Origin of the sequence: Paenibacillus curdlanolyticus YK9, from assembly GCF_000179615.1 — a bacterium.
GTDB classification, from domain to species: domain Bacteria; phylum Bacillota; class Bacilli; order Paenibacillales; family Paenibacillaceae; genus Paenibacillus_T; species Paenibacillus_T curdlanolyticus.
This window is the reverse complement of record NZ_AEDD01000009.1, coordinates 152,933-177,304: the sequence shown is the minus strand read 5'-3', so window position 1 is coordinate 177,304 and position 24,372 is coordinate 152,933. Positions and strand designations below refer to the sequence as shown.

The window sequence follows — 24,372 nt, the reverse complement described above, 5'->3', positions numbered from 1 at the left end:
CAATGGAATTAAAAATTGGGAGGTTTGTATTGATGCGTAAGACAAAAAGTAAAACGAAAAAGTCGATTTGGAAACTTTCTTTAATCGCCTTGCTTGCTGCGTTTCTTCTGACAGGAATCGTACAGCCGCTGCCAGCGAAACAAGCAGAAGCTGCTAAGATTGGCAATGGTCTTGATGAAAATGATACGATTTATCAAATCATGACGGACCGTTTCTCCGACGGTGATACTTCGAACAATGCAACCGGCACGGCTATTCGTTATGCTGAGAATTCCGACGAGGACTTCCGCTACATGAAAGGCGGAGACTGGCAAGGTATTATTAATAAGCTTCCTTATATCAAAAACATGGGCTACACGGCAATCTGGATTTCTCCGATTGCTGAGCCTCAAATCACGAGCCGTGACAATAACGGTACGGGCCGCAACACGGCTTACCACGGCTACAATGTTAAAGACCCGAACAAAGCGAATCCTTTCTTCGGCACGAAAGAAAAGCTGAAGGAGCTCGTGGACACGGCTCACAGCATGGGCATTAAGATCATTATCGACGTCGTGCCAAACCATGTGGGCGACTACATGCTCAACACGAACAACTTCTACGATATCGCGGGTCTCCAGCCTGCAGCGCCGTTCAACAACCCGGCATGGTATCACCATAACGGCGATATCAACTGGTCGCTGGTGGATGGCAGCTACACGGCAGCAACGCAAGACTATCTCGAAAATCACGATTTGGCAGGATTGGACGATATCGACTTCGACAACGCGCAAGCGAAGCAAGCGATGTTCGATTCGATTAAAGGCTGGTTCGATTATACCGGCGCAGACGGCGCACGCGTCGATGCTGCGAAGCTGGTTAATCCTTCCGTTCTTCATGAGCTGCAATCCTATCTGGGCGTAAATACGTTCGGCGAAAACTTTGACGGCAACGCTGAATTCGTTTCCCGCTGGGTAGGCAGCAATGCAGAGTGGGGCATGCTCGACTTCCCAATGTTCTTCTCGATCTTGAACTCGTTCGCTTACGGCCAATCGTTCGAAGCAAACGTGAAAAGCACGCTGGCACAGGATTTCCGTTATAACGGCTCCGAGAACCACATGGTAACGTTCATCGACAACCATGACCGCAACCGCTTCTTGACTGAAGCAGGTGGCAATGTACAAAAACTGCAAAATGCGCTTGCTTTCATCTTCACAATGCGCGGCTTGCCAGTTGTCTTCCAAGGCACGGAGCAAAACAAAGGCAACGGCAACGATCAAATCATGACGGGCGGCATCGCGGATACGTGGAACCGTTGGTCGATGGTGAAGCGCGATAGCAATGGCAATGTGATTCAAGACTACTTCAACCAAAATACGAACACGTATCAGTTTGTTGCTAAACTGAACGGCATTCGTAAAAATTATGAAGCTTTGCGTACGGGTAAACAACGTGAAATGTGGGCAGCACAAAATCTGTATGCATTCTCGCGTCGTGTAGATTCCGGTACGAACGTAGGACAAGAAGTAATCGGCGTATTTAGCAATGCAGCAAACGGCACGCAAACGGTTACGATTCCGCTTCGTACGGAGAGCACGCTGGCTGTTGGCACTGTATTGACGAACCAATTGGGTACGGATACGGTTACTGTTCAATCGGGCGGTGTAACAGGCAAACAAATTACGGTATCGGTTGACGCGAACTCTTCCAAAATCTATGCGGTTCAACAAAATGATACAGTAGCACCTACAACGCCAGCTAACCTGACGGCTGGTACGGTTACGAGCTCGTCCGCTACGATCTCATGGACAGCATCGACGGACAATATTGCTGTAACGGGTTATGAAATTTACCGTGATGGCGTTCTGAAAGGCACGTCGGCAACGCCGTCGTACACTGACACTACGGTACAACCTAGCACGACATATTCATATACCGTCAAGGCATATGATGCAGCAGGCAATAAATCGGCACTCAGCTCGATTCTCCCGATCACGACGCCTGTAGCTGGAACAAACAGCGTCACTGTTTACTACAAACAAGGCTACACGACACCTTTCATCCACTACCGTCCAGTAGGCGGCACTTGGACGACGGCGCCAGGCGTAGCAATGCCTGCATCGGAAGTTGCTGGCTACAACAAGTTTACGGTTAACGTAGGCGACGCAACGCAATTGGAAGCTGTATTCAATAATGGCAGCGGAACATGGGATAACAATGGCGGTTTGAATTACAAATTTAACCTCGGTACGTGGACGTTCAATGCGGGCACGATTACTGCTGGAGGCCCAACTGGCGGCGATCCAACAGCGCCAACGACGCCAACGAACGTTACGGCAGGCACGGTGACGGCAACGTCGGTGCCGCTGACTTGGACAGCATCGACGGACAATGTTGGCGTAACGGGCTATGAGGTTTATCGCGACGGCGTTCTGAAAGGAACGACGGCAACGACTAGCTACACGGATACAACTGCTGTAGCGAACACGACGTATGTGTACACGGTCAAAGCGTATGATGCAGCAGGCAACAAATCGACGGCAAGCACAGGCTTGACGGTAACTACGCCTAGCGGTGTTGATACGCAAGCTCCAACTTCGCCAATTAACGTAACAGCAGGAACGGTAACGACAACGACTGTACCGCTGACTTGGACAGCTTCGTCGGATAATGTTGGCGTAACAGGCTATGAGGTTTATCGTGACGGCGTTCTTAAGGGAACGACGGCAACGGCTAGCTACACGGATACAACTGCTGTAGCGAACACGACGTATGTGTATACGGTTAAAGCGTATGATGCAGCAGGCAACAAATCGACGGAAAGCACGGGCCTGACGGTTACAACGCCGCAAGCTGGCACGAATTCCGTAACGATCTATTACAAAAACACGAGCTTCACGAACAAATACATTCACTACAGCGTGAACGGTACGACCACTTGGACGACAGCTCCTGGCGTAGCGATGACGGCTTCTTCCTTTGCAGGCTACAGCGTTGTAACGATCGACTTGGGTGCTGCAAATGGCTTGAAAGCGGCATTCAATAACGGCAGCGGATCGTGGGATAACAACAATTCCGCGAACTATTCGTTCGGAGTTGGCACGTACACGCTTGTAAACGGCTCGATCTCGACAGGCGTACCGCAAGCGGACAGCTTGACGATCAATTTGACGGTACCAGCGAACACGCCTGCTAACGCCGATGTTTACATCGCGAGCACGTTGAACGCCTGGAATGCAGCTGATGTGAACTACAAAATGACGCGCAATGCAAACGGAACTTATTCGATTACGATTCCAGTAGCAGCAGGCACAGCAATTTCGTATAAGTTCACGCGCGGTGCATGGACGAACGTTGAAATCAACTCGAATGGTACTGACATTGCCAACCGGACGATTACGACGAGCGGTGGAGCACAGACATTGAACCTGACGGTTCAACGCTGGAAAGACCTGTAAGAAAAACGACGCCGACTCTATTTCTGCAATCGGCTCATGAGTAAAAGCCAAGGGCTGCTCGATTATGGAGCAGCCCTTGGCTTGTTTTATCGGTTATGCAATTATCGGCTGGTCGAAGCTCGCACAATGAGGGTCGGCGGAATGCGCCTGCTCTCCGCCCGGGTAGAGTAGTCGCCGATTCGCGCCATCAGCATCTCGGCTGCCTGCGTCCCCAGCTCGAATGTATCCATGCTTAGGCAGGTAAGCGGCGGGCTTGTATACGGTGCAAGGGGATAATCGTCGAAGGTTGCAACGCCAAGCGTTGTAGGGACGGCTACGCCCACGTCTCGAGCGGACTCCAATGCTCCGAAAGCCGTGTAATTGTTCATGCAGATGATGGCGTCCGGACGATCGTCTATCGGGAGCGACAATAGCTGATTCATGAGCAAGCGGCCATTGGCTTCATTCGCAACGCCGTGCTTGATATGGCATTCATCGAGCGCAAGCCCTTGCTCGCTAAGCGCTTGCCTGCAGCCTTTAAGCCTGCTTTCGAACAGTGGCTCGCCGCGTTCGCCTCCGACGAATGCCAGCCGTTTGTAGCCTTGGCTGATGAGATGGCCAGCAAGCAATCGCCCGCCTGCTTCATTGTCGATATTAACCGCGCTATACGGGGCGTCGATCGGCGCATCCCCGAGCAGCACATACGGAAAATGCAGCTCGCCAAGCAGCAGCTCCGTTCGAGGCGTCCAGATCGAGCTGTCTAGCAGCAAACCGTCTACCTTGCGATTACGGACGAGTCGATCCATAAAGGATGGATCAGGCACATAACCGTTCGTTGTCGTTTGCGATGACTCGTGGGAATTACAGATCGTTAACTCATACTGGTGCTTGCCTACGATACTTTCGATACCGCCGATAATAGGATAGAAGAAATGGTTCAGAAAGTCGCCTTTGCGCGATAAATCAATGAGCAAGCCAACTGTATTGCTGCTTTGCTTCGCTAGCTGGGTTGCGATGCTGCTGGGCGTATAATTCATGTCTTTCATAATTTCCCGAACTTTGCGCTTCGTATCCTCTGAGATGGACGAGGCATCGTTTAATACTTTAGAGACGGTCGATTTGGCAACGCCCGCAGCTTTCGCAATATCGTTTATTGTAATTTTACTCATAGCGAACAAAGGTCCTCTCGTAAATAACTTTGATAAAGCTTAGAAGGTATGATAATCTAGATTAAGAAACCGGTTTCCTAAAATGAAAAATCCACACAATTACATCTATTCTACTACAAAAAGAAAAGGAGTGCGAAATAGAAATGCCGAGTTCCATTCATCATGTGAGCGAACCGCCTTATGCCTACCCGTTGGACGAGTACCGACTGAAAGTAAGATTGAAAGTAAAGAGAGGGAGCGCCGCGTCCTGCGAAGCGCTGTATGCCGACCGGTATGATTCGCCGGGGTCCGAGCAGCCGATTTTGATGGAGAAAATCGGAAATGACCGCTATAGCGATTATTATGAGGCTGTGCTGCCTGCGCTGAAGCGCAAAGTCCGTTATTTGTTTCTTGTCCGTACGCACGCTGGCGAGTCCTATTGGGTAGGAGAACGATGCGTGTCCGCGCAGCGCGAGCTGGCTGGCAGCTTTCAGTTTCCTTATATTTGCCGCAATGAAGTGCATGCCGTTCCGGATTGGGCGCCGCAAGCGGTCTTCTATCAAATTTTCCCCGATCGGTTTCACAATGGCGATCCCTCGATCAGCCCGGCGGAAGCCGAGCCGTGGAACAGCGAGGTGCCGCCGACGCCACTTTCGTTATATGGCGGCGATCTGCAAGGGATAATCGATAAGCTTGACCATTTGGTCGAGCTCGGCATTAACGCCATGTATTTGAATCCGATTTTCCGTTCGCCATCGAATCATAAATACAATACGTCGAATTATTATGAGATTGACCCTTCCTTTGGCAGCATGGAAACGTTTAAGCAGTTTGTGAAGCAAGCGCATGAGCGAGGCATACGGGTAGTGCTTGATGCCGTGTTCAATCATAGCGGCGATGCGTTTTTCGCTTTTCAGGATGTCGTAGAGAACGGCGATAGCTCCAAATATCGCGATTGGTATTTTATCGATTCCACGCCAATCGTGAAGGAGCCTGCTCCAAACTATGAGACGTTCGGCAACGCAGAGACGACGATGCCGAAGCTTAATACGGCTTGTCCCGCTGTCGCAGACTATTTCCTCGATGTAGCGGAATACTGGATTCGCGAGACCGGGATAGACGGCTGGCGGCTGGACGTCGCTAACGAGGTGGATCGGAGATTTTGGAGGCTGCTGCGCGAGCGAATTAAAGGAATTGACGACCAGTTGCTGCTTGTCGGGGAGTTTATGCATGATGCGGCGCCTTGGCTCCATGGCGATCAGTTCGACGGCGTCATGAATTATTTGTTCCGCGAAGCTGCACTAGACTTCTTTGCCCGCCAGACGATAGGCGCCGAGACGTTCACAGAGCTGCTTGTTAGCTTGCAAGCCCGTTATACGGAGCAAGCGTTCGCTGCAATGATGCAGCTGCTGGGCAGTCATGATACGGAACGGTTTTTGACCGCTTGCCGCAATGGCGGCAGGGGCTGGAATAAGCGAGAGACGGCAGCGTCGCGCATGCAGCTTGCGATATGCCTGCAAATGACGATGCCCGGCATGCCTGTCGTGTATTACGGCGATGAGGTTGGCATGCATGGCGACAATGATCCCGATTGCAGAAAGCCGATGGTATGGGAGGAGCAGGCGCAGGATCGCGCGATATTCGATACCTATCGAACGATGATCGCACTGCGCAAGAAACACGCCTCGCTTACTAGCGGAAGCATGCGGATTTGGTTTGTGGATGAAGCGAACAACGCTTTCGGGTTCATTCGACGCACGGCGGAGGAAACGGCATTCGTCGTCATCAATAACGGGTTTAACCCTATTAACGTGCCTCAGTTGAACCTAGAAGGTACGGCGGTGGGCGGCAGCGCGGTTGTTGATGGCATCAGCGGCGAACGCTACACGGCTACAGCAGCCGGAGAGTGGGGAGCGCAACAGCCAATCGTCAAGCCATTCGGCTGTACCGTACTTATTCAATCTTAATCTCATGCAATGAGAAACAATTCAGAAGAAAGCTGGCCATTCCGCGCGAATGGCCAGCTTTTTTTGTGAGGAAAGACAGATTTGCTATGGCCAATACGACCTACGCGCGCGTCAGCGAGTCGCCGCTTAAGCGCGGCACGACGTCGCTAACATCCGTCCCTGCGCAATATTCGATATCCCGAGCTAGCCCCATTTTGGTTAGGCGTCGTCCGGTAGCGCTGTTGCTGATGGTTTCCGCTAGCGAATGGGCGCGGTTCCGATACAGGGCGAGCATAGCGCTGCCAAAATCATCAGTCTCCACCGATTGCGTGCAAAGCGACTCCATTCGATCGAGCAGCATGCCTGCGCATAAGCCGTCCTCAAGCGCAAATTCTTCATGGCTGCCTGCACAGAGGAGTACGACGTCTCGACGCAGCTCCAAAGCGGTACGCGCACATGCCGTCGCATTCACGAGTGCGCCAGTTAAAATATTTTCGGCACGAAGCGCTTTTAAGATGGCGCGAGTGCCGTTGGTTGTCGTGAGGACAATGCGCTTGCCGCCGACCGTATCCTTGCGATATTCGGAAGGCGAGTTGCTCAGGTCGAAGCCTGCGATTTTACGACAGAATCGCTCGCCTCCCAGCAAGTCTCCCGGACGCACGAGTGCCCTCGCTTCCATTACCGTTTCTGCCGGCACGATGCCTGTTACGCCCGCCTCGAGCGCTGCGACCATCGTGCTCGTCGCCCGAAGGACATCGATTACGATGGCTGTCCGGTGCGTGAATCGGTCTGCACGAGCCTCGTTCACACTTGCAATGACCCCTACCTGCATGAGTTGAATCCGCCTTTCCATGGTCATGAAAGCAATATATGCAGCATATGATGGGCTGGTGTCCCCGGCCTAAAATCGGACAGGCGCGCATAGGCTTTATAGAGGAGGAAGGGGGGATAAAACAATGCTGAATAAAATCGTCCTGAGCATGTCGATGCTTCGAATGCTTTCCGGCTCGATCGAGATTTGCGCTGCGCTGCTTATGCTGCGGCTGAACGAAATTGATAAGGCGCTTGTCGTCAACTCGTCGCTAGCACTTGTCGGCCCTCTTATTCTGATCTCGACGACAACGATCGGCCTGGTAGGGATGTCGGATAAAATTTCATACAGCAAGATGCTATGGATCATAGCGGGGGTTGCGTGCTTAATGATTGGCATTATCAAAAAATAGCAATCTACTATTCCGCTAAAGCCATTCTATAAAAATCTCGAATCTGCTCTTCTAATCGGTCATATTATCGGAGCCTGCACATAAACTGGAATCAACGAGAGATAAGGACAAACATCTGTAGGAGGCGTGGCCCTATGCTGGAACGCGTAAAGCATTTGCTGCCGGCTGAACTGACCGGGGCGCTCTCCCGCCTGTCGGCTTCCGCTCAAGCCAGCTTAGAGGAAATTCGAATTCGGGAAAACCGTCCGCTTGAAGTTTGGACAGGCGGAGGCTCGGCCTTCGTGATGCCTGATGGTTCGCTTCGTACGGAGCCGGCGGGCGCGTACCAGCCAACAGCTGAGCTTTGCCGGCGATTGCTGGAGAAAATGACGAACCATTCGATCTATGCGATGGAAGAAGAGCTGCGCAGAGGCTACATCACCGTTGAAGGCGGACATCGTATCGGGCTTGCAGGACGGACGGTGCTCGAGGATGGGAAAGTGCGCAGCATCAGGGATATCGGGGGCTTCAACGTAAGGATCGCGCGAGACGTTGCCGGAGCTGCTGACAGCACCTTGCCCTTGCTGCTTGACCGGACAAGGCGTTCGATTGCTTCGACGCTTGTTGTCGGGGCGCCAAGGCAAGGAAAGACGACCTTTATCCGCGATCTCGCGAGATCGATCAGTTACGGCAGATGGCGGTCGACTGCTGCTGCTGGCTGGCCTGGCCGCAAGGTCGGCATTGTGGATGAGCGGTCCGAGATTGCAGCTAGCGTAAGAGGCGTGCCGACTTTCGATGTCGGGCCTAGAACCGATGTGATGGATGCTTGTCCCAAAGCAGAAGGCATGATGATGATGATCCGCTCGATGTCGCCTGAAGTATTGATCGTGGACGAGATCGGCAGGGAGGAAGACGTAGAGGCGATCCGTGAAGCCGTACGGGCAGGCGTTTCCGTCATCGCTACCGCGCATGCAGGCGACTGGCAAGAGGCGGCTGCGCGTCCGGCAATTCGGAGGCTGCTGGAGGAAGGGGCTTTTGCCAAAGGTATCGTGCTTCGCCGGGCGGAAACGGGATTGTCGGTTCGGGTTATCGAGGCGAACGCCTCGATGGCAGTAAAAGATGCTGCGTTTGGATCGGCAGGGACCGGTTCCCGCTCAGCAGGGCATTCGCCAGCAGCGCCGCGAGAGCCGACGAGGCATCCGCCACAGGAGCGCACCGATGCTTGTTAAGATGATCGGGGCCGCGCTTATCTTGTTCGCTGGGACGCTGATTGGCTTTCTGCAAGCCGCTAGGTATGCAGACCGACCGAAGCATATTCGGCAGCTCGCTGGCGCGCTGCAGCGGCTGGAAACCGAGATTGTGTACGGTCGAACGCCATTGCCGGAAGCCATAACGCGAATTGCAGCGAATGTCCAGCAGCCCACCGCGAGGTTAATGGAGGCCGTGACTGCACAGCTGCAGCAAAGCGACGGCCGAACCTTCAACGAATGCTGGGAAGCAGCTATCCGTTCCCAATGGCCGTCGACCGCGATGCGGTCAGCTGAGCTGACGGTCGCGATTCGGTTAGGATCAACGTTGGGCATTAGCGATAAGGATGACCAGCTCAAGCACCTGCGGTTGGCGGCTGTTCAGCTGAAGGCAGAGGAAGACGCGGCGAGAGATGAGCAAGCGAAGTACGAGAAGATGAGCCGAAGCCTTGGCGTCCTGTTGGCAATACTTGTCGTTATATTGATGGTTTAGTGGGGTGCTGCACACATGAATATCGATGTGAGCGCCATATTTCAAATCGCCGGCATCGGCATCATCATCGCAATGATTCATACGGTCTTGAAGCAGATGGGCAAGGAAGATATGGCGCATTGGGTTACAGTCATTGGCTTTGTCGTCGTCCTCTTTATGGTGGTGCGGCTGCTTAACGAGCTGTTCCAGGAAATCAAGACGATCTTTTTGTTCCAGTAGGTGCCAGGCAGGAAGGTGAGCATGTTGGAAATCATTCAAATTGTCGGTCTCGGACTAATCGCAACGGTACTCATCCTTGTCGTCCGCGAACAAAAGCCGATGTTCGCATTCCTGCTCGCCGCTTTTACGGGACTGTTCATCTTCTTGTATGTCATCGGCCGGATCGATGCTGTCATCTCGATGTTGGAGCAGCTTGCAGAACAGACAGGCATTCCGTCCATCTATTTGAAGACGATACTCAAAATTATTGGCATCGCCTACATCGCCGAGTTCGGCGCCCAGATCGTCAGGGACGCTGGACAAGAAGGGATTGCCTCTAAGATTGAGTTCGCGGGCAAAGTCTTGATCCTCGTCATGGCGGTGCCGATCATTCATGTCATTGTCGAGACGGTGCTCGGCCTAATGCCGCCTGGAGGGTGAAGAGATGAAGCTGCAGCTAACGACGAACGACTCCGCCATGGAGCTGAAGCGATGGTTGGCCCTTCTCTTCATCAGCCTATTCATCCTTCTAGGCGCGGCCTCTCCCGGCCATGCGGCTGCTGCTGAGCCTAATGCAACGAGCGCGCAGCCAGCTGATAACGGATTATCCGATCAGTTGGCCGGCGAGCAGGCGAACGGGCTGGATACCGATCCGATTGAAAAATATTGGGGCGCGCTGGTGAGCGAATATGGCGGCTATTTCCCCGATCATGATCTACCCAGCTTCGCAGAGATGATCATGCCCGGCGGCGAAGGATTGAAGCTGTCGACAGTCGTAACCGGGCTGCTCCGGTTTATGATGCACGAAGTGCTTTATAACGGCAAGCTGCTTGTCACCATCGTGCTGCTGTCCGTGTTCAGCTCCATTCTGGAGACGCTGCAAAATGCATTCGAGCGCAACGCGGTCAGCAAAGTCGCCTATGCCATCTCGTATATGGTATTGATCGTCATCGCAGTCAACAGCTTTAACGTCGCGATCGGATTCGCGAAGGACGCGATTGGCGGCATGATTCAGTTCATGATGGCCATGGTGCCGCTGCTGCTTACGCTGCTCGCGTCTGTCGGCAGCATCGCTACCGTGTCGGTGCTTCATCCCGTGATCGTCTTCATGATCCATGCAGTAGGCACGCTTATCTACACGGTCGTTTTTCCGCTTTTGTTCTTCTCTGCGGTGCTTCATATCGCCAGCGCCATCACCGATAAGTTCAAGGTCACGCAGCTTGCCAACCTGCTCCGGAACATCGGCATCGGCACGCTCGGCGTATTGGTCAGCCTCTTTCTTGGCGTCATATCGGTGCAGGGCGCAACCGGCGCCATGGCAGACGGGGTCACACTTCGTACGGCCAAATTCGTCGCAGGCAATTTCGTTCCCGTCGTTGGCAAAATGTTTTCCGACGCATCGGATACGGTAATCTCGGCTTCATTGCTCGTGAAAAATGCCGTTGGCATTGCAGGGGTGGTCATTCTTCTCTTTCTCTGTGCATTCCCTGCGCTCAAAATTTTGACGCTTGCCCTCATCTACAACGTTACGGCAGCTGTCATGCAGCCGCTCGGCGAAAGTCCGATCGTCACCTGCTTGCAGACGATCGGCAAGACGATGATCTATGTATTCGCTGCGCTGGCGGCTGTTGCCTTAATGTTCTTCTTGGCTGTGACCGTCATCTTAACAGCAGGGAATGCGGCCATTATGATGCGATGAGGAACTGAACAATTTTGTTGCGGAGGGGCTCCTATGCTGGAATGGCTAAGCGGCTGGCTCAAAGACATTATTACCGTCATTCTGCTTGCTGCGATCGTCGATCTGCTGCTTCCGAACAAAGCCATGCAGCGTTATGCCCGATTAGTCGTAGGGTTGATCGTTCTGATTACGATCTTGTCGCCGCTCATTCGGTTGTTCCAGGGCGATTTCAACCAGCGGGTCGAGGACGGCATGACAGCTTGGGAGCGGGCAAGCGCCAGCCGCTCCGTCGAGATGCCTACGCTGCAGCAAATTACGAAGGACGCCGAGCAGTTGCAAACGGATCGGCAGCGACAAGCGGCAGCGCTCGCTGAACGGCAGCTAGCCGCGGCAATGAGCAAGCAGATCGACAAGAAGCTTGGGATTGAAGGCACGCTTGCAAACGTAAAGCTCGCCAGCGGCGAAGATGGCATCGAGCAAGTGATCGTAACGCTCTCGTCGACGCCGCAAGCTGCGGAAGAGAGAACAGAAGCGCCGCAGCCGGATAGCGAAGAGAAACGGTCTGGCGACGAGGTTAAACCGGTTCAGCCTGTTGACATCGCAGTCAGCACGGACATGGAAAGCATTGGAGCTACGACTGATGCAGGCAAGCAGCAATCGGAAGTGGAGCAGGATCCGGTCAAGCCGGAATGGCGAGCCGCGGTTTCGGATGTGCTGCGTCAAGGCTGGGGCGTGTCTCCGAGTCAAATCGAAGTTCGCATGAATCGTTAAGGATGACCTGGAAGGGGGATTATCGGTGGCCAAATGGCTCGACGGCCTGGAATCGGCAATCGGCGGCGGAGCGGGCGGACCTAAGCGCGTTCGCACTTTACGCTGGCTGTTGCTAATCGGAGGGCTCGGCGCCGTATTGATGCTCGTGAACTCCTATGTGACGTTCAACCGGGTCGCGCCTACCGCGCAATCGACTGATCCGCCTCCAGGGGATGTACCGGCATTGGCGAATCACGGAAGCGACTCGCCATTTACGATGATCGAGCAGCCGATCGAGAGCCGGTTGAAAGATATATTGGAGAAAATCGTTGGCGTCGGCACGGTTGATGTTCTCGTTACGGTCGATTCGACCGAGGAGGTCATTTACGCACAGGAAACTAACAAGTCGCAGCAGGTGAACGACGAGTCCGACCGAAACGGCGGCAAACGACATCTGACGACGATGACCGAGAACGGAAAAGTCGTGCTGTACGAAGTATCGGGCGATCAGACGCCGATCATTACCAAAAAAATCAAACCGCGCATCAGCGGCATTCTGATCGTCGCCAAAGGCTCGGAAAACCCTGTAGTCAAGCGGCTCATTCTTGATGCTGTCGAGAAAGGCATTAATGTTCCGATTAACCGTATCTCCATCGCTCCGCGTAAGCAGCAATAGCCAAGGCGGACGTTTCATACAACCATTTTAAGAGTAGGAAGAGGAGGGTGTTCAACAATGAACACGAAAAGACAAACGATTTGGCTCGTATCGATGCTCAGCTTGATGGTCATCTTGTCGGCGTATTATTTGTTCACGGAGGATCTGAATTCGCCGTCCAACAACCTCGTATCAGAGAATGCGCAGACAGATAAGACAGCCGGGCAAAATATAACCGAAGCGACAGCGGGCGGCAAAGATGACGCAATCGTCGTGAACGAAGTCGAAGGCGATCAAGCGGAAGTAAGCGGCAGCTCGGAAGCGGAAGCGACAGGCGCGACTGATCCAACGGGAACGGACGCAAGCGATAAGGGCGATAAAGCTGCTGGCGACGGCGATAAAGCTGCCGCAAGTGAAGATGGCAAAGAGACGGCGGCAGCGGTCGATGAGGTAAGCGATCAAGACAAGCAAGTGCTCGATCAATTGGAGACGCAAGGCGTAACGGCATCGGTGAACAGCATTTTTAACGAGGTGAAGTACAAACAGCAAGAAACGTTCCAGAAGGAACAAGACCAACTGATGAATGTCATTAGCAATACGAAGGATGCAAGCGGCGATGATGCGAAGGAAGCAACGACGAAGCTGGATCTGCTCGAGGAAAAAATGGATAAAATTACGGCGCTGGAAGAGGAATTGAGCCAGCTCTATCCGATGGCTGTCGTCGACACGCAGCAAGACCGCTACAAGGTTGTTGTGCAAAGCGAGAACCTGGAGCGCAGCAAGGCAGCCGAAATCGTGGACATGGTAACGAAGTCGCTGGATGTTACGCCTGACCGCGTTACCGTTCAATACGTAAGTTAAGCGTTGATAGGCTAAGTAATAGCATAGCCGCTAGAGCTCGTCAGGCCGGGAAAACCCGATCTGGCGGGCTCTTTGTGCTGGGGGGCGATTAGGTGCCTGAAGCTATAGGGCGTATAAAAACTATGTTTGTTCGGAATTGTTTATGCTATAATACTTACGTTATGGGTAACAATTGGTATTCTTCCCCTGCGCGGGCTGGTATGCCGCGACTACGAAGCGGACAAGCTTCGTTACATGATGAAGGAGTGAATCATTCGGATGTTCAAACTGAACGAGATAAAAGAACTGATTAAATTAGTCGACCAAACCTCTGTCCATGAGGTGGAAATCGAGAACGAAGGCACTCGCCTTTTGATCCGCAAACCAGGCAAAACCGAAATCGTAAACGTACAAACCTCCGCTGCGCCAATCGCGCCAGTATATGCTGCAGCTCCAGTTGCTGCACCGGCTTCAGTACAAGCACCGGCAGCCGCTGCTCCGGCACAAGCGGAAGCGCCAGCAGCTCCGGCAATCGATGCTTCTCTGCACAAAATCGTTTCCCCGATGGTGGGCACGTTCTACTCGTCGCCATCTCCAGATGCGGCTGCTTTCGTTCAGAAGGGCGCGCGCGTTACGGATAAAACGGTCGTTTGTATCTTGGAAGCGATGAAGCTGATGAACGAGATCGAAGCGGAAGTTCGCGGAGAAATCGTAGAAGTGCTTGTTGAGAACGGACAACTGGTGGAATTCGGACAACCGCTGTTCCTCGTTAAGCCGGAGTAAGAGAGTCCTTTTGACGGCTCATTTTCCATATTGCTGCTGAAAGGGGTTTCCAATTGAAATTTCATAAAATATTAATCGCCAATCGTGGCGAGATCGCTGTTCGAATTATTCGCGCCTGCCGCGAGCAAGGTATCTCGACAGTCGCTGTTTATTCCGAGGCAGATCGCGATTCCCTGCATGTTCGACTTGCGGACGAGGCGTATTGCATCGGGCCGACACCGTCCAAGGACAGTTATTTGAACCTGACGAATATTATGAGCGTAGCAACATTGACGGGCTGTGATGCCATTCACCCTGGCTACGGCTTCTTGGCAGAAAATGCAGACTTCGCCGAAATTTGCGAATCCTGCAATGTTACGTTTATCGGTCCTTCGCCAACTGCAATTAGCAAGATGGGGGACAAGGCCGTTGCAAAACAAACAATGAAGGACGCGAATGTTCCTGTCATTCCAGGCTCAGACGGGCTTATCGAAGACATGGATGATGCCATCCGCATCGCACGCGAGATTGGCTATCCGGTCATTATTAAAGCAACAGCGGGCGGCGGCGGTAAAGGCATCCGGATCGCAGACAACGAAGAATCGCTCATTTCGCAAATTACGACCGCACAGCAGGAAGCGCAAAAGGCATTTGGCAATGCGGGCGTTTATCTAGAGAAATACTTGACAGGCATGAAGCACGTCGAGATTCAAATTATGGCGGACAAGCATGGCAATGCCGTTCATTTGTTCGAACGCGACTGCTCGGTTCAGCGCCGCCGCCAGAAGCTGGTAGAAGAAGCGCCATGCCCGGTGCTTGATCCTGTGATTCGCGAGAAAATGGGACAAGCGGCTGTTCGCGCAGCGCTTGCGGTTGAATATTCCGGCGCGGGTACGCTCGAGTTTTTGCTCGGTCCAGATGGCAACTTCTACTTCATGGAGATGAACACGCGGATTCAGGTTGAGCATCCGGTTACGGAGCTCATTACCGGCGTAGATTTGATTCGCGAGATGATTTCGGTTGCAGAGGGGAATCCGCTTTCCTTCGGACAAGAGGATATCCGTGTGAACGGCTGGGCCATCGAATGCCGGATTAACGCTGAGGATCCTGATCGCAACTTTATGCCGTCTCCTGGCCAAATACAGTTTTATTTGCCGCCAGGCGGCCTGGGCGTTCGCGTCGATTCGGCTGCGTATCCTGGCTATACGATCTCGCCGCATTATGATTCCATGATTGCTAAGCTGATCGTATGGGGCGCAACGCGCGAGGAAGCGATTAATCGTATGAAGCGGGCGCTTCTCGAATTCGATATCGAGGGCATTCGGACAACGATTCCTTTCCATCTGAAGCTGCTCAGCCATCCTAAATTTATAAGCGGCGACTTCGACATCAAGTTCCTAGAAGAGTATGACGTGAACCATCCGGAAGCTGCGGCCAAAGAGGTTTAAGACGCGGATAATGAATTGGCCAAGGTTTGTCATAAAACTGGCCTGATGTTATAGTATAGAGATTAGAAGCGGATAAGCCTCCGGCTCAGAAGCTCGGAGATGCGCTCGACTTTTAGGGAGGTGCAGATGAATCATGAGTACGATTGCAACGGATTATGAGCGGACGGACATTGGCAGTATTCAGATCGCGCCTGAAGTCATTGAGGTCATCGCCGGATTGGCGACGGTTGAAGTTCAAGGCGTAGCCGGCATGAGCGGCGGCTTTGCAGGCGGAATTGCTGAGCTGCTCGGACGGAAAAATCTTTCCAAAGGCGTTAAGGTAGAGGTTGGCCAACGAGAAGCAGCTGTTGATGTATCGATCATTGTAGAGTTCGGCAACCGCATTCCAGACATTGCATCCGAGATTCAACGCAACGTTAAGCGGTCGATTGAAACAATGACGGGCTTGCATGTTGTCGAAGTGAATGTACACATTCACGACGTTCACTTTAAGGTAGCTGATAAAACAGACGAAGAAGACATATTCCAGCGGGTGAAATAGTTGTTCGAACCGCGCGTGCGCGGATAGGCAAGATCGTTCAAAACCCCCTCGTGATCGGGCATGCCGCTCTGCGCTAGGGGGTTTTCATTCCGTCATGCCGGAGGAGGCCTATACGTTGGTCAGAGTAGTGGACAAGCTATTGCTATTCCTATACAGCATTGCAATCGGCGCCGCATCGATTGGCCTGTTTTGTGTTGGCGTGCGATGGATTCCGGAGGACACGGTTGTCGACAGCATTCGGAATCTGTACGGCGATGAACAATGGGTTCAAATTACGGCGACGACAGTCGGCGTTGTTTTGTTCTTAATTAGCCTTCGCCTGTTCTATGTTTCAGTTAAGCGCAGCAACGGTTCGACGCCGTCGATCGATCAGCGCAACGAATTTGGAGATGTTCGCATTTCCATGGAAACGGTTGAAAATCTCGCGCTTAAGGCAGCGTCGCGTCATCGCGGGCTAAAGGACTTGCGTGCACGCATTCGCGTCACGGACGCAGGGCTCGATATCGTCATTCGCACGGTAGTTGAAGGCGATACTTCGATACCAGCGTTAACGGAAGAAATCCAACGCTCTGTCAAAGGGCATGTTGAGGAAATTACAGGTATTCCCGTTGCTGGAGTATCGGTATTCGTCGCGAATGTGGTACAAGCGCCTGCATTCAAAAGCCGCGTGGAATAGAGGTGGGCTGACCTGATGTGGAAGCAATGGCTCAGCGCGTATCCGGGAAGAATTGCCGGTGCCGTCGCAGGTTTCGTCCTAGGGCTTATTTATTTGATCGTCGGTTTTTGGGACATGCTCGTATTCGCCTTTTTAATTTGTGTCGGATATGCGATAGGCAAACGTTTGGAAACGGGTGAAGGATCGCTGCTGTCGTTCAGTCGTGCAGCAGAGTGGATAGAACGATGGATTGGCCGTCAACGCCCGTTCCGGTAATCCTGTGGTCTCCTCCGTACTCCGGAAGCCGGCCGATGCGCCGCTGCTTTGGAGCAGGGAGGAGATCATAGTTTTTTTATGTTTATAGGTAGGATCGTTCGCACAAAGAAAGAACGTCGGCAGACGTTTTTCTTGTTTATGACGGAAGGTTAGGGAGGCCCCATGAAACGGAGACTAGCACGGGAAATTGCAGTACAGAGCTTGTACCAGATGGAAATGAACGAAGTAACGGCCGAAGAAGCGGTGGACATGCTGATGGAGGAAGCTCGTCAGCAGGACAACGAGATCGGCGCGCATCCTGCAGAAGCGGCGAAGGTTAATGCTTTCACACGCGGGCTTGTTTTTGGCGTGATTGAACGGAAAACAGCAATTGACCAAATGCTGCAGCAATATTTGACGGGCTGGCAAGTGGACAGGCTGTCGCGGGTAGATCGGCAAATTCTTCGCCTTGCAGCCTATGAAATCCTGTTTCGCGATGATGTTCCGCCTAAAGCGGCTATCAATGAAGCGATTGAGCTTGCGAAGCATTTTGGCACGGATGAATCCGGCAAGTTTGTAAATGGCGTATTAGGCAAGCTGATCAGTACGCTTAAAGAGTCCAATGCAGATGCCCAACCACGGGTTGACGAATAGAATAAAGGAGCGATACGGACATGGGAGCACAAGTGATCAACGGAAAGCTGATTTCGGATACGATCCGCGAGGAAGTAAAGGTTGAAGCAGCGAAGCTGCAGCAGCAAGGCATTGTGCCTGGGCTTGCAGTCGTGCTTGTTGGAGAAGACCCTGCTTCGAAAGTATATGTGGGCAGCAAAGAAAAGGCATGCCAGCAGCTTGGTTTCTATTCGGAGGTTCATCGTCTAGGCGCTGATACGACAGAACAGCAGCTATTGGCGCTTATCGACAAGCTGAACAACCAAGCGTCGATTAACGGTATTCTTGTACAGCTTCCACTGCCGAAGCACATCAATGAAAAAGCGGTTATCGATGCGATTCGCGTAGATAAAGATGTCGACGGCTTCCATCCTGAGAGCGTAGGCAACTTGGTCATCGGCGATGACAGCCTGCTGCCATGTACGCCAGCTGGCGTTATCGAGTTAATCAAGCGCTCGGGTACGGAAATTTCAGGCAAGCATGCCGTTATTATCGGCCGCAGCAATATCGTCGGCAAACCGGTTGCGATGCTGCTTCTTCGCGAGAACGCGACGGTTTCGATTTGCCATTCCCGTACTGCAAACTTGAAGGAGATCGCATCCCAAGCGGATATCGTCGTAGCAGCAATCGGCAAACCGAATGCGATCGATCGTTCTTATATTAAACCAGGCGCAGTCGTAATTGACGTAGGCATTAACCGCCTGCCAGATGGCAAGCTTGTCGGCGATGTTCATTACGAAGATTGCTTGGAGACAGCAGGCGCTATTACGCCAGTGCCGGGCGGAGTCGGTCCGATGACGATTACGATGCTTATGCAGAACACGCTCAAAGCAGCCAAGAAGGCACACGGACTTAGCGTGTGACCGCAATGTCCAACGCCCCGCGCATCTATTCCATTAAGGAATTGAATCGATACATTAAGATGAAGCTGGAAGCAGATCAGCTTCTGGGCGATGTATGGCTTCGTGGCGAGATTTCGAACTTTACCCATCACTCCAGCGGCCATATGTATTTCACGCTGAAGGATCGAGACAGCCGATTAAAATGTATTATGTTTGCTTCGCATAACCGCTCCCTTCCGTTCATTCCGAAGGAAGGGACGAAGGTTATCGCTAGAGGCAATATTTCGGTGTACGAGCGTGATGGGAATTATCAATATTATGTGACGGCTATGCAGCCGGATGGGATCGGCAGCTTATATTTGGCATATGAGCAGCTGAAGAAGAAGCTGGAAGAAGAAGGGCTGTTCGATCATTCTCGTAAGCGCCAGCTTCCGACGTTCCCAAGAGCAATAGGCGTTATTACTTCACCTACTGGCGCAGCTGTGCGTGACGTTATCATTACGCTGCAGCGGCGCCATCCGTCTGTTCCGATTATTGTCTGCCCTGTTCTCGTTCAAGGAACCGGTGCAGCGCAGTCGATTGTACAAGCGATTCAATTTATGAACCGAATGGCTGAAACCGACGTATTAATTGTTGGGCGCGGCGGTGGCTCTTTAGAGGAGCTATGGGCGTTCAATGAGGAAGCAGTCGCTCGTGCAATCGCGAGTTCAACGATTCCGGTTATTTCGGCAGTAGGCCATGAAACGGATTTTACTATAGCTGATTTTGTAGCTGATCTAAGAGCCGCGACACCTACAGCAGCTGCCGAGCTCGCGGTACCGCATATAGAAGAACTAAAGCGCGAGCTAGATCGTCTGAAGCATAGGCTTCTCCAGTCGGCACAGCTTGCGGTCCGGACGCGTCGCGAGCGGCTCGAACGCGTGAAGCGTTCGCCGTTTTTTGTTCACCCCCGCCGATATTTGCTGGATCAAGCACAGCGTTTGGATCGATTGGAAGAACGGCTGGCGCTTTTGACACAGCGTCGCGTGGAGCGAGGGCGGAATCGCTTAATGCGTTTAAGTCAATCGCTATTCGCGAATCATCCAGGCCAGGCGGTTCAATTAGCTGCCGAGAAGCAGCAGGCATTGCGCACGCGAATGGAGACGGCATTAGCCTCTCAATTAAAACAGCATAAAATAAGATTGTCAGGGACGATTCGGCAATTGGATGCTTTAAGCCCGCTTAAAGTCATGTCGCGCGGTTACAGCCTCGTTTACGATGAGCAGGAGCAAAAGCTGATTCGATCGGTTAATGAGGTTCAACCAGGCGATCTTGTTCGAATTAAGCTCAAGGACGGTCAGCTTGACTGCCATGTATGGTCGATGAGAGGAGATGAGCAAGATGGAAACGAATGATCAGGTTTCATTTGAGGAAGCAATGGATAAGCTTGAAACAATCGTGTCGCGTTTGGAGAATGGCGATGTCCCGCTTGAAACGGCAATCGAGCTTTTTCAGGAAGGCATGAAGCTTTCTCAACTTTGCGGGAGCAAGCTTGAGCTGGTCGAGCGTAAAATCGAGCTGCTCATCGAAACGGAGCAAGGCGTTGAGCGAAAGCCCTTTGCTCCAGTAAACGAGGATAGAGGGGAATAAGGTTGAACGATTCGTTAACGATCCAACAATATATTAGCCAGACGGCATCTGATGTCGAATCTGCCCTTCAAACCATTTTGCCAACATCATGGGATGTTCCAGCACTGCTGAAGGAGTCGATGATGTATTCTCTTCAAGCGGGCGGCAAGCGTCTGCGTCCTGCTCTGGTTCTTGCAGCAGCAGAGGCGGTCAAATGCGATTCGCGTGCAGCAGCGGCTGCAATGCCTGTAGCGTGTGCCATCGAGATGATACATACGTACTCTTTAATCCATGATGATTTACCAGCGATGGACAACGACGACTATCGGCGTGGCAAGTTGACGAACCACAAAGTTTTTGGAGACGCGATGGCAATCTTGGCCGGCGATGCGCTGCTGACGCATGCATTCCATGCGATCGTGCAGTCTACGCGCCAGCACGGCGTTTCCGCAGAAGTTTCGCTTAAAATCGTCGAGGAGTTGTCGGTGATGGCGGGAGCATCCGGCATGGTCGGAGGCCAGGCCGCTGATATGCTCGGCGAGCAAGGCGTAACTTCAATTGACCAGCTGCGTTATATCCATTTGCACAAAACGAGCGATTTAATCGTATTCTCGCTGCGGGCAGGCGCTATGATCGGCGGAGCAACAGAGGAGCAGCTAGAGCAAATTACGAAATTCGGTACTGCGATCGGGTTGGCATTCCAGATTCAAGACGATATTCTGGATTTGGTCGGCGATGAAGCCAAGCTGGGCAAGAAAACAAATAGCGACGTCGAACAGCAGAAGGTCACTTATCCGTTCTTAATCGGGCTGAATGAAAGCCGCGCAGAAGTGGAACGTCTCACGTCAGATGCAAAGCGTGCGCTTGACCGGGCTGGACTTGAGGGGCCATCCCGATTGTTCGGCATTGCCGATTATTTGATGAAGCGAGACCATTGATCTATAATGGTGAAAATGCCTTATCAACGATGATTCGACAATACTATCGGTTTGTAGCGAAAGCGAGGAAAGTACCGTGATGCTCGAAAACATTAACGGTCCTGAAGACTTGAAGCAGTTATCAGTGTCAGAGCTTGAACGATTGGCTGGCGAGATCCGCCAATTTCTAATCGAGAAGCTTTCGACAACGGGAGGTCATCTTGCGCCGAACCTTGGCGTAGTAGAGTTGACGCTCGCGCTCCATTATCTGTTCAATAGTCCTGAGGACAAATTTATATTTGACGTGGGACACCAATCCTATGTGCATAAAATTTTGACAGGCAGACGTGATCGGTTTGACACGCTGCGCCAATATAAAGGGCTATGCGGCTTCATCAAGCGCGCAGAGAGCGAGCATGATGTTTGGGAGGCCGGTCACAGCAGCACGTCGTTGTCTGCTGCGATGGGCATGGCGCTCGCGCGTGATTTGAAAGGCGAGAAAAACAAAGTTGTTGCTATTATCGGCGATGGCGCCTTGACCGGTGGCATGGCGCTTGAAGCGCTCAATCATATTGGCCATGAGAAGAAAAACCTTATGGTTATTCTTAATGACAATGAGATGTCGATCGCGCCGAATGTCGGTGCTTTGCATCATTATTTGGGCAAAATTCGCACGGACCGCCACTACCAGAAAGCGAAGGATGAGCTGCAGAGCCTTCTGAACAAGATCCCTGCAATCGGCGGTAAACTTGCGAAGACGGCGGAACGATTCAAGGACAGTCTCAAATATTTGCTCGTAAGCGGCATTTTATTCGAACAATTCGGGCTCACCTACTTTGGCCCTGTCGATGGACACGATATGCAAGGGCTTATCGAGATTATGAAGCAGGCATCGCAGGTCGAAGGGCCAGTGCTTGTCCATGTTGTGACGATCAAAGGCAAAGGATATTTGCCGGCGGAAGCGGATTCGCACAAATGGCACGGCATTACCCCGTATAAAATGGAGTCAGGGCAAGTGGTCAAAGCGGCAGGGCCGCCAATGTACACCGAGGTGTTCTCCGAGGCGTTGATGGAGCTTGCTGAGCAGGATAAGCGCATTGTTGCGGTAACGCCGGCGATGCCGGGAGGCTCCGGATTAATGAAATTTGCGGCGCGTTATCCCGATCGGATGATTGACGTAGGGATCGCGGAGCAGCATGCGGCTACGATGTCTGCTGCGCTTGCAATGGAAGGGATGAAGCCTGTATTTGCAGTGTATTCGACTTTCTTGCAGCGTGCGTACGACCAAGTCGTCCATGATATTTGCCGCCAAAACCTTAACGTTGTGTTTGCCATTGACCGAGCCGGCTTCGTCGGCGCTGATGGCGAAACCCATCACGGCGTGTATGATATTCCTTTCTTGCGCCACATTCCGAATCTCGTGCTGATGATGCCGAAGGATGAGAATGAGCTGCGCAGGATGATGAAAACAGCGATTGATTATAACGATGGCCCAATCGCAGTGCGCTATCCTCGAACGAATGGATTAGGCGTTCCGATCGATGCGGAGATGACCCCAATACCGATCGGTACGTGGGATGTCGTCCGCACGGGTGAACAAGTTGCCATTATTTCGATCGGACCAATGCTTGGAGTTGCTGAAGAAGCGGCGGAGCTTTTGAAGCGCGAAGGTATGAATCCGAGAATTATTAATGCTCGATTTATTAAGCCATTAGATGAAAACATGCTTCGCTCGCTTGCGGAAGAGGGCATGCAATTGATCGTTCTCGAAGAGGGCGCAGAGCTGGGCGGACTCGGAAGCGCAGTGATGGAGTTCTATTCGCTTCAACAGATTTATGGCGTCAACGTACGTATCATTGGCGTCCCAGATTTGTTCATTGAGCATGGCTCGGTTAAAGAACAGCGTGCAGAAACGGGATTGACAGCGGAGCGAGTAGCTTCTGAAGTGAAATCCTTAATGCCGCGACAAAAGCGAATCGCTACCGGTCAATAAGCCGATTCGCCTGAAGGAGAAACATGACGATACCAAAGGAACGTATAGACGTACTGCTCGTTGAGCAAGGCTTCTACGAAAGCCGGGAGAAGGCGAAGGCGGCAGTAATGGCTGGCCTCGTGCTAGTGGACGGCGATCGTATGGAGAAGAGCGGCATGAAGGTGCCTCGGGCAGCTACCATTACAGTAAAAGGCGCTCCACATCCTTATGTGAGCCGGGGCGGCTTAAAGCTGGAGAAGGCGCTTCGACAGTTTAACATAGCGATGGATGGTCGCATAATGCTGGATATCGGCGCGTCTACTGGCGGATTTACTGACTGTGCGCTGCAAAACGGCGCTTCGCTCGTTTATGCCATTGACGTTGGCTATAATCAGCTTGATTATTCGCTGCGCAACGATGAGCGTGTGCGTGTTATGGAAAGAACGAACTTCCGCCATATGCAGCCTGGCGATCTGGAAGGTCCCGTACCGACATTTGCATCCATCGATGTCTCGTTTATATCTTTAAAGCTTATTTTGCCTGCTCTAAGCGGATTAATAAGCAAAGGCGGAGATGTGGTCGCTCTGATCAAGCCGCAGTTCGAGGCAGGTCGCGAGAAGGTTGGCAAATCCGGCGTTGTGCGGGAGCCATCGGTTCATATCGAAGTATTGCAAAATGTACTTGGCTTCGCTGCTGATATGGGCTATCGACTCGAGGACGTAACCTTCTCGCCGATTACTGGCGGTGAAGGAAACATCGAGTTTTTAGCGCACTGGGTTTGGGAAGCTTCGCCTGGAGAGCAGAAGACGCTTGACGCTGCTGCGATTGCGGCCTTGGTCTCGGAAGCTGGCCATACGTTCCGATCAGGCAAAGGGTAAGCATTACAAATGCGAGCATTTTTCATTCGGTTTTGATACGAATGGAAAATGCTTTTTTTTGTGCGTGTTCGCCTTTACAGGCCATTGTTCATTTGTTACACTAGGGTTACCAAACAAGCGTTCGCTTTTTTGGGTCGGCTGTCACATCATTCATCGCTTCGTTTAATAAGGCTTCTACATGTCTGGACTCATCTTGTGATATATTCAGGAGGATTCAGCGTTTCTCGTCTCGAATTGATACAATCGCAA

25 protein-coding genes are annotated in these 24,372 nt (G+C 52.2%); 23 read left to right on the top strand and 2 right to left on the bottom strand.

The window, feature by feature from the left end:
• Positions 1-32: 32 nt before the first annotated feature.
• Positions 33-3,437 (top strand): alpha-amylase family glycosyl hydrolase, encoded by a 3,405-nt coding sequence (locus PAECUDRAFT_RS24830; protein ID WP_006039382.1) that lies wholly within the window; start codon positions 33-35, stop codon positions 3,435-3,437.
• Positions 3,438-3,538: 101 nt separating this feature from the next.
• Here the strand turns inward: PAECUDRAFT_RS24830 and PAECUDRAFT_RS17090 are convergent, their stop codons facing one another.
• Positions 3,539-4,585, bottom strand: coding sequence for a LacI family DNA-binding transcriptional regulator (locus PAECUDRAFT_RS17090; protein WP_006039381.1), 1,047 nt, complete (start codon positions 4,583-4,585; stop codon positions 3,539-3,541).
• Between the two features lie 143 nt (positions 4,586-4,728).
• On the opposite strand from PAECUDRAFT_RS17090, the gene PAECUDRAFT_RS17085 reads away from it, so the two are divergent.
• Positions 4,729-6,531: a glycoside hydrolase family 13 protein gene (locus tag PAECUDRAFT_RS17085; RefSeq protein ID WP_006039380.1), complete on the top strand. Its 1,803-nt coding sequence runs from the start codon at positions 4,729-4,731 to the stop codon at positions 6,529-6,531.
• Between the two features lie 100 nt (positions 6,532-6,631).
• On the opposite strand, the gene PAECUDRAFT_RS17080 is transcribed toward PAECUDRAFT_RS17085, so the two are convergent.
• The gene (locus PAECUDRAFT_RS17080) at positions 6,632-7,342 is read right to left on the bottom strand and encodes a 2-phosphosulfolactate phosphatase (protein WP_006039379.1); all 711 of its coding nucleotides are present in this window, start codon (positions 7,340-7,342) and stop codon (positions 6,632-6,634) included.
• A 124-nt stretch (positions 7,343-7,466) separates the two neighbouring features.
• Here PAECUDRAFT_RS17080 and PAECUDRAFT_RS17075 point away from each other — a divergent pair, with 124 nt between their 5' ends.
• The 21 genes from PAECUDRAFT_RS17075 to PAECUDRAFT_RS16975 all read left to right on the top strand — a co-directional run bounded on the left by PAECUDRAFT_RS17075 (position 7,467) and on the right by PAECUDRAFT_RS16975 (position 24,123).
• A complete protein-coding gene (locus tag PAECUDRAFT_RS17075; protein ID WP_006039378.1) occupies positions 7,467-7,733 on the top strand; it encodes a YqhV family protein in 267 nt (88 codons plus the stop codon).
• A 134-nt stretch (positions 7,734-7,867) separates the two neighbouring features.
• A complete protein-coding gene (gene spoIIIAA, locus PAECUDRAFT_RS17070) occupies positions 7,868-8,941 on the top strand; it encodes a stage III sporulation protein AA (RefSeq protein WP_006039377.1) in 1,074 nt (357 codons plus the stop codon).
• Positions 8,931-9,452, top strand: a complete 522-nt coding sequence (spoIIIAB, locus tag PAECUDRAFT_RS17065) for a stage III sporulation protein SpoIIIAB (protein WP_006039376.1) — start codon at positions 8,931-8,933, stop codon at positions 9,450-9,452. The genes spoIIIAA and spoIIIAB overlap by 11 nt, the downstream gene beginning before the upstream one ends.
• 15 nt (positions 9,453-9,467) lie before the next feature.
• A complete protein-coding gene (gene spoIIIAC / locus PAECUDRAFT_RS17060; protein WP_006039375.1) occupies positions 9,468-9,671 on the top strand; it encodes a stage III sporulation protein AC in 204 nt (67 codons plus the stop codon).
• Between the two features lie 24 nt (positions 9,672-9,695).
• Positions 9,696-10,091: a stage III sporulation protein AD gene (gene spoIIIAD, locus PAECUDRAFT_RS17055; RefSeq protein ID WP_040713090.1), complete on the top strand. Its 396-nt coding sequence runs from the start codon at positions 9,696-9,698 to the stop codon at positions 10,089-10,091.
• 4 nt (positions 10,092-10,095) lie between these two features.
• A complete protein-coding gene (gene spoIIIAE / locus PAECUDRAFT_RS17050) occupies positions 10,096-11,349 on the top strand; it encodes a stage III sporulation protein AE (protein WP_006039373.1) in 1,254 nt (417 codons plus the stop codon).
• 33 nt (positions 11,350-11,382) lie between these two features.
• On the top strand, positions 11,383-12,099 hold the full coding sequence (spoIIIAF, locus tag PAECUDRAFT_RS24825; RefSeq protein WP_006039372.1) for a stage III sporulation protein AF: 717 nt from the start codon (positions 11,383-11,385) through the stop codon (positions 12,097-12,099).
• A 25-nt stretch (positions 12,100-12,124) separates the two neighbouring features.
• Positions 12,125-12,754, top strand: coding sequence for a hypothetical protein (locus tag PAECUDRAFT_RS17040; protein ID WP_006039371.1), 630 nt, complete (start codon positions 12,125-12,127; stop codon positions 12,752-12,754).
• A gap of 57 nt (positions 12,755-12,811) precedes the next feature.
• Positions 12,812-13,594: a SpoIIIAH-like family protein gene (locus PAECUDRAFT_RS17035; RefSeq protein ID WP_006039370.1), complete on the top strand. Its 783-nt coding sequence runs from the start codon at positions 12,812-12,814 to the stop codon at positions 13,592-13,594.
• A 258-nt stretch (positions 13,595-13,852) separates the two neighbouring features.
• On the top strand, positions 13,853-14,356 hold the full coding sequence (accB, locus tag PAECUDRAFT_RS17030; RefSeq protein WP_006039369.1) for an acetyl-CoA carboxylase biotin carboxyl carrier protein: 504 nt from the start codon (positions 13,853-13,855) through the stop codon (positions 14,354-14,356).
• Positions 14,357-14,409: 53 nt separating this feature from the next.
• The gene (gene accC / locus PAECUDRAFT_RS17025) at positions 14,410-15,783 is read left to right on the top strand and encodes an acetyl-CoA carboxylase biotin carboxylase subunit (RefSeq protein WP_006039368.1); all 1,374 of its coding nucleotides are present in this window, start codon (positions 14,410-14,412) and stop codon (positions 15,781-15,783) included.
• 133 nt (positions 15,784-15,916) lie between these two features.
• Entirely contained in the window at positions 15,917-16,324 is a 408-nt protein-coding gene (locus tag PAECUDRAFT_RS17020; RefSeq protein WP_006039367.1) for an Asp23/Gls24 family envelope stress response protein, read from the top strand.
• Positions 16,325-16,439: 115 nt separating this feature from the next.
• Positions 16,440-17,000 (top strand): alkaline shock response membrane anchor protein AmaP, encoded by a 561-nt coding sequence (gene amaP, locus PAECUDRAFT_RS17015; protein ID WP_040713086.1) that lies wholly within the window; start codon positions 16,440-16,442, stop codon positions 16,998-17,000.
• 15 nt (positions 17,001-17,015) lie between these two features.
• Entirely contained in the window at positions 17,016-17,255 is a 240-nt protein-coding gene (locus PAECUDRAFT_RS17010; protein WP_006039365.1) for a DUF2273 domain-containing protein, read from the top strand.
• A gap of 162 nt (positions 17,256-17,417) precedes the next feature.
• On the top strand, positions 17,418-17,888 hold the full coding sequence (nusB, locus tag PAECUDRAFT_RS17005) for a transcription antitermination factor NusB (RefSeq protein ID WP_006039364.1): 471 nt from the start codon (positions 17,418-17,420) through the stop codon (positions 17,886-17,888).
• A gap of 20 nt (positions 17,889-17,908) precedes the next feature.
• Positions 17,909-18,769, top strand: a complete 861-nt coding sequence (gene folD / locus PAECUDRAFT_RS17000) for a bifunctional methylenetetrahydrofolate dehydrogenase/methenyltetrahydrofolate cyclohydrolase FolD (RefSeq protein ID WP_006039363.1) — start codon at positions 17,909-17,911, stop codon at positions 18,767-18,769.
• A gap of 5 nt (positions 18,770-18,774) precedes the next feature.
• Positions 18,775-20,142, top strand: a complete 1,368-nt coding sequence (xseA, locus tag PAECUDRAFT_RS16995; protein ID WP_040713014.1) for an exodeoxyribonuclease VII large subunit — start codon at positions 18,775-18,777, stop codon at positions 20,140-20,142.
• Positions 20,129-20,377 (top strand): exodeoxyribonuclease VII small subunit, encoded by a 249-nt coding sequence (xseB, locus tag PAECUDRAFT_RS16990; protein WP_006039361.1) that lies wholly within the window; start codon positions 20,129-20,131, stop codon positions 20,375-20,377. The genes xseA and xseB overlap by 14 nt, the downstream gene beginning before the upstream one ends.
• Before the next feature lie 2 nt (positions 20,378-20,379).
• Entirely contained in the window at positions 20,380-21,294 is a 915-nt protein-coding gene (locus tag PAECUDRAFT_RS16985; RefSeq protein ID WP_006039360.1) for a polyprenyl synthetase family protein, read from the top strand.
• 79 nt (positions 21,295-21,373) lie between these two features.
• A complete protein-coding gene (dxs, locus tag PAECUDRAFT_RS16980) occupies positions 21,374-23,266 on the top strand; it encodes a 1-deoxy-D-xylulose-5-phosphate synthase (protein ID WP_006039359.1) in 1,893 nt (630 codons plus the stop codon).
• A 23-nt stretch (positions 23,267-23,289) separates the two neighbouring features.
• Complete coding sequence (locus PAECUDRAFT_RS16975) at positions 23,290-24,123, top strand: TlyA family RNA methyltransferase (RefSeq protein ID WP_006039358.1); 834 nt, start codon at positions 23,290-23,292, stop codon at positions 24,121-24,123.
• Positions 24,124-24,372: the final 249 nt, after the last annotated feature.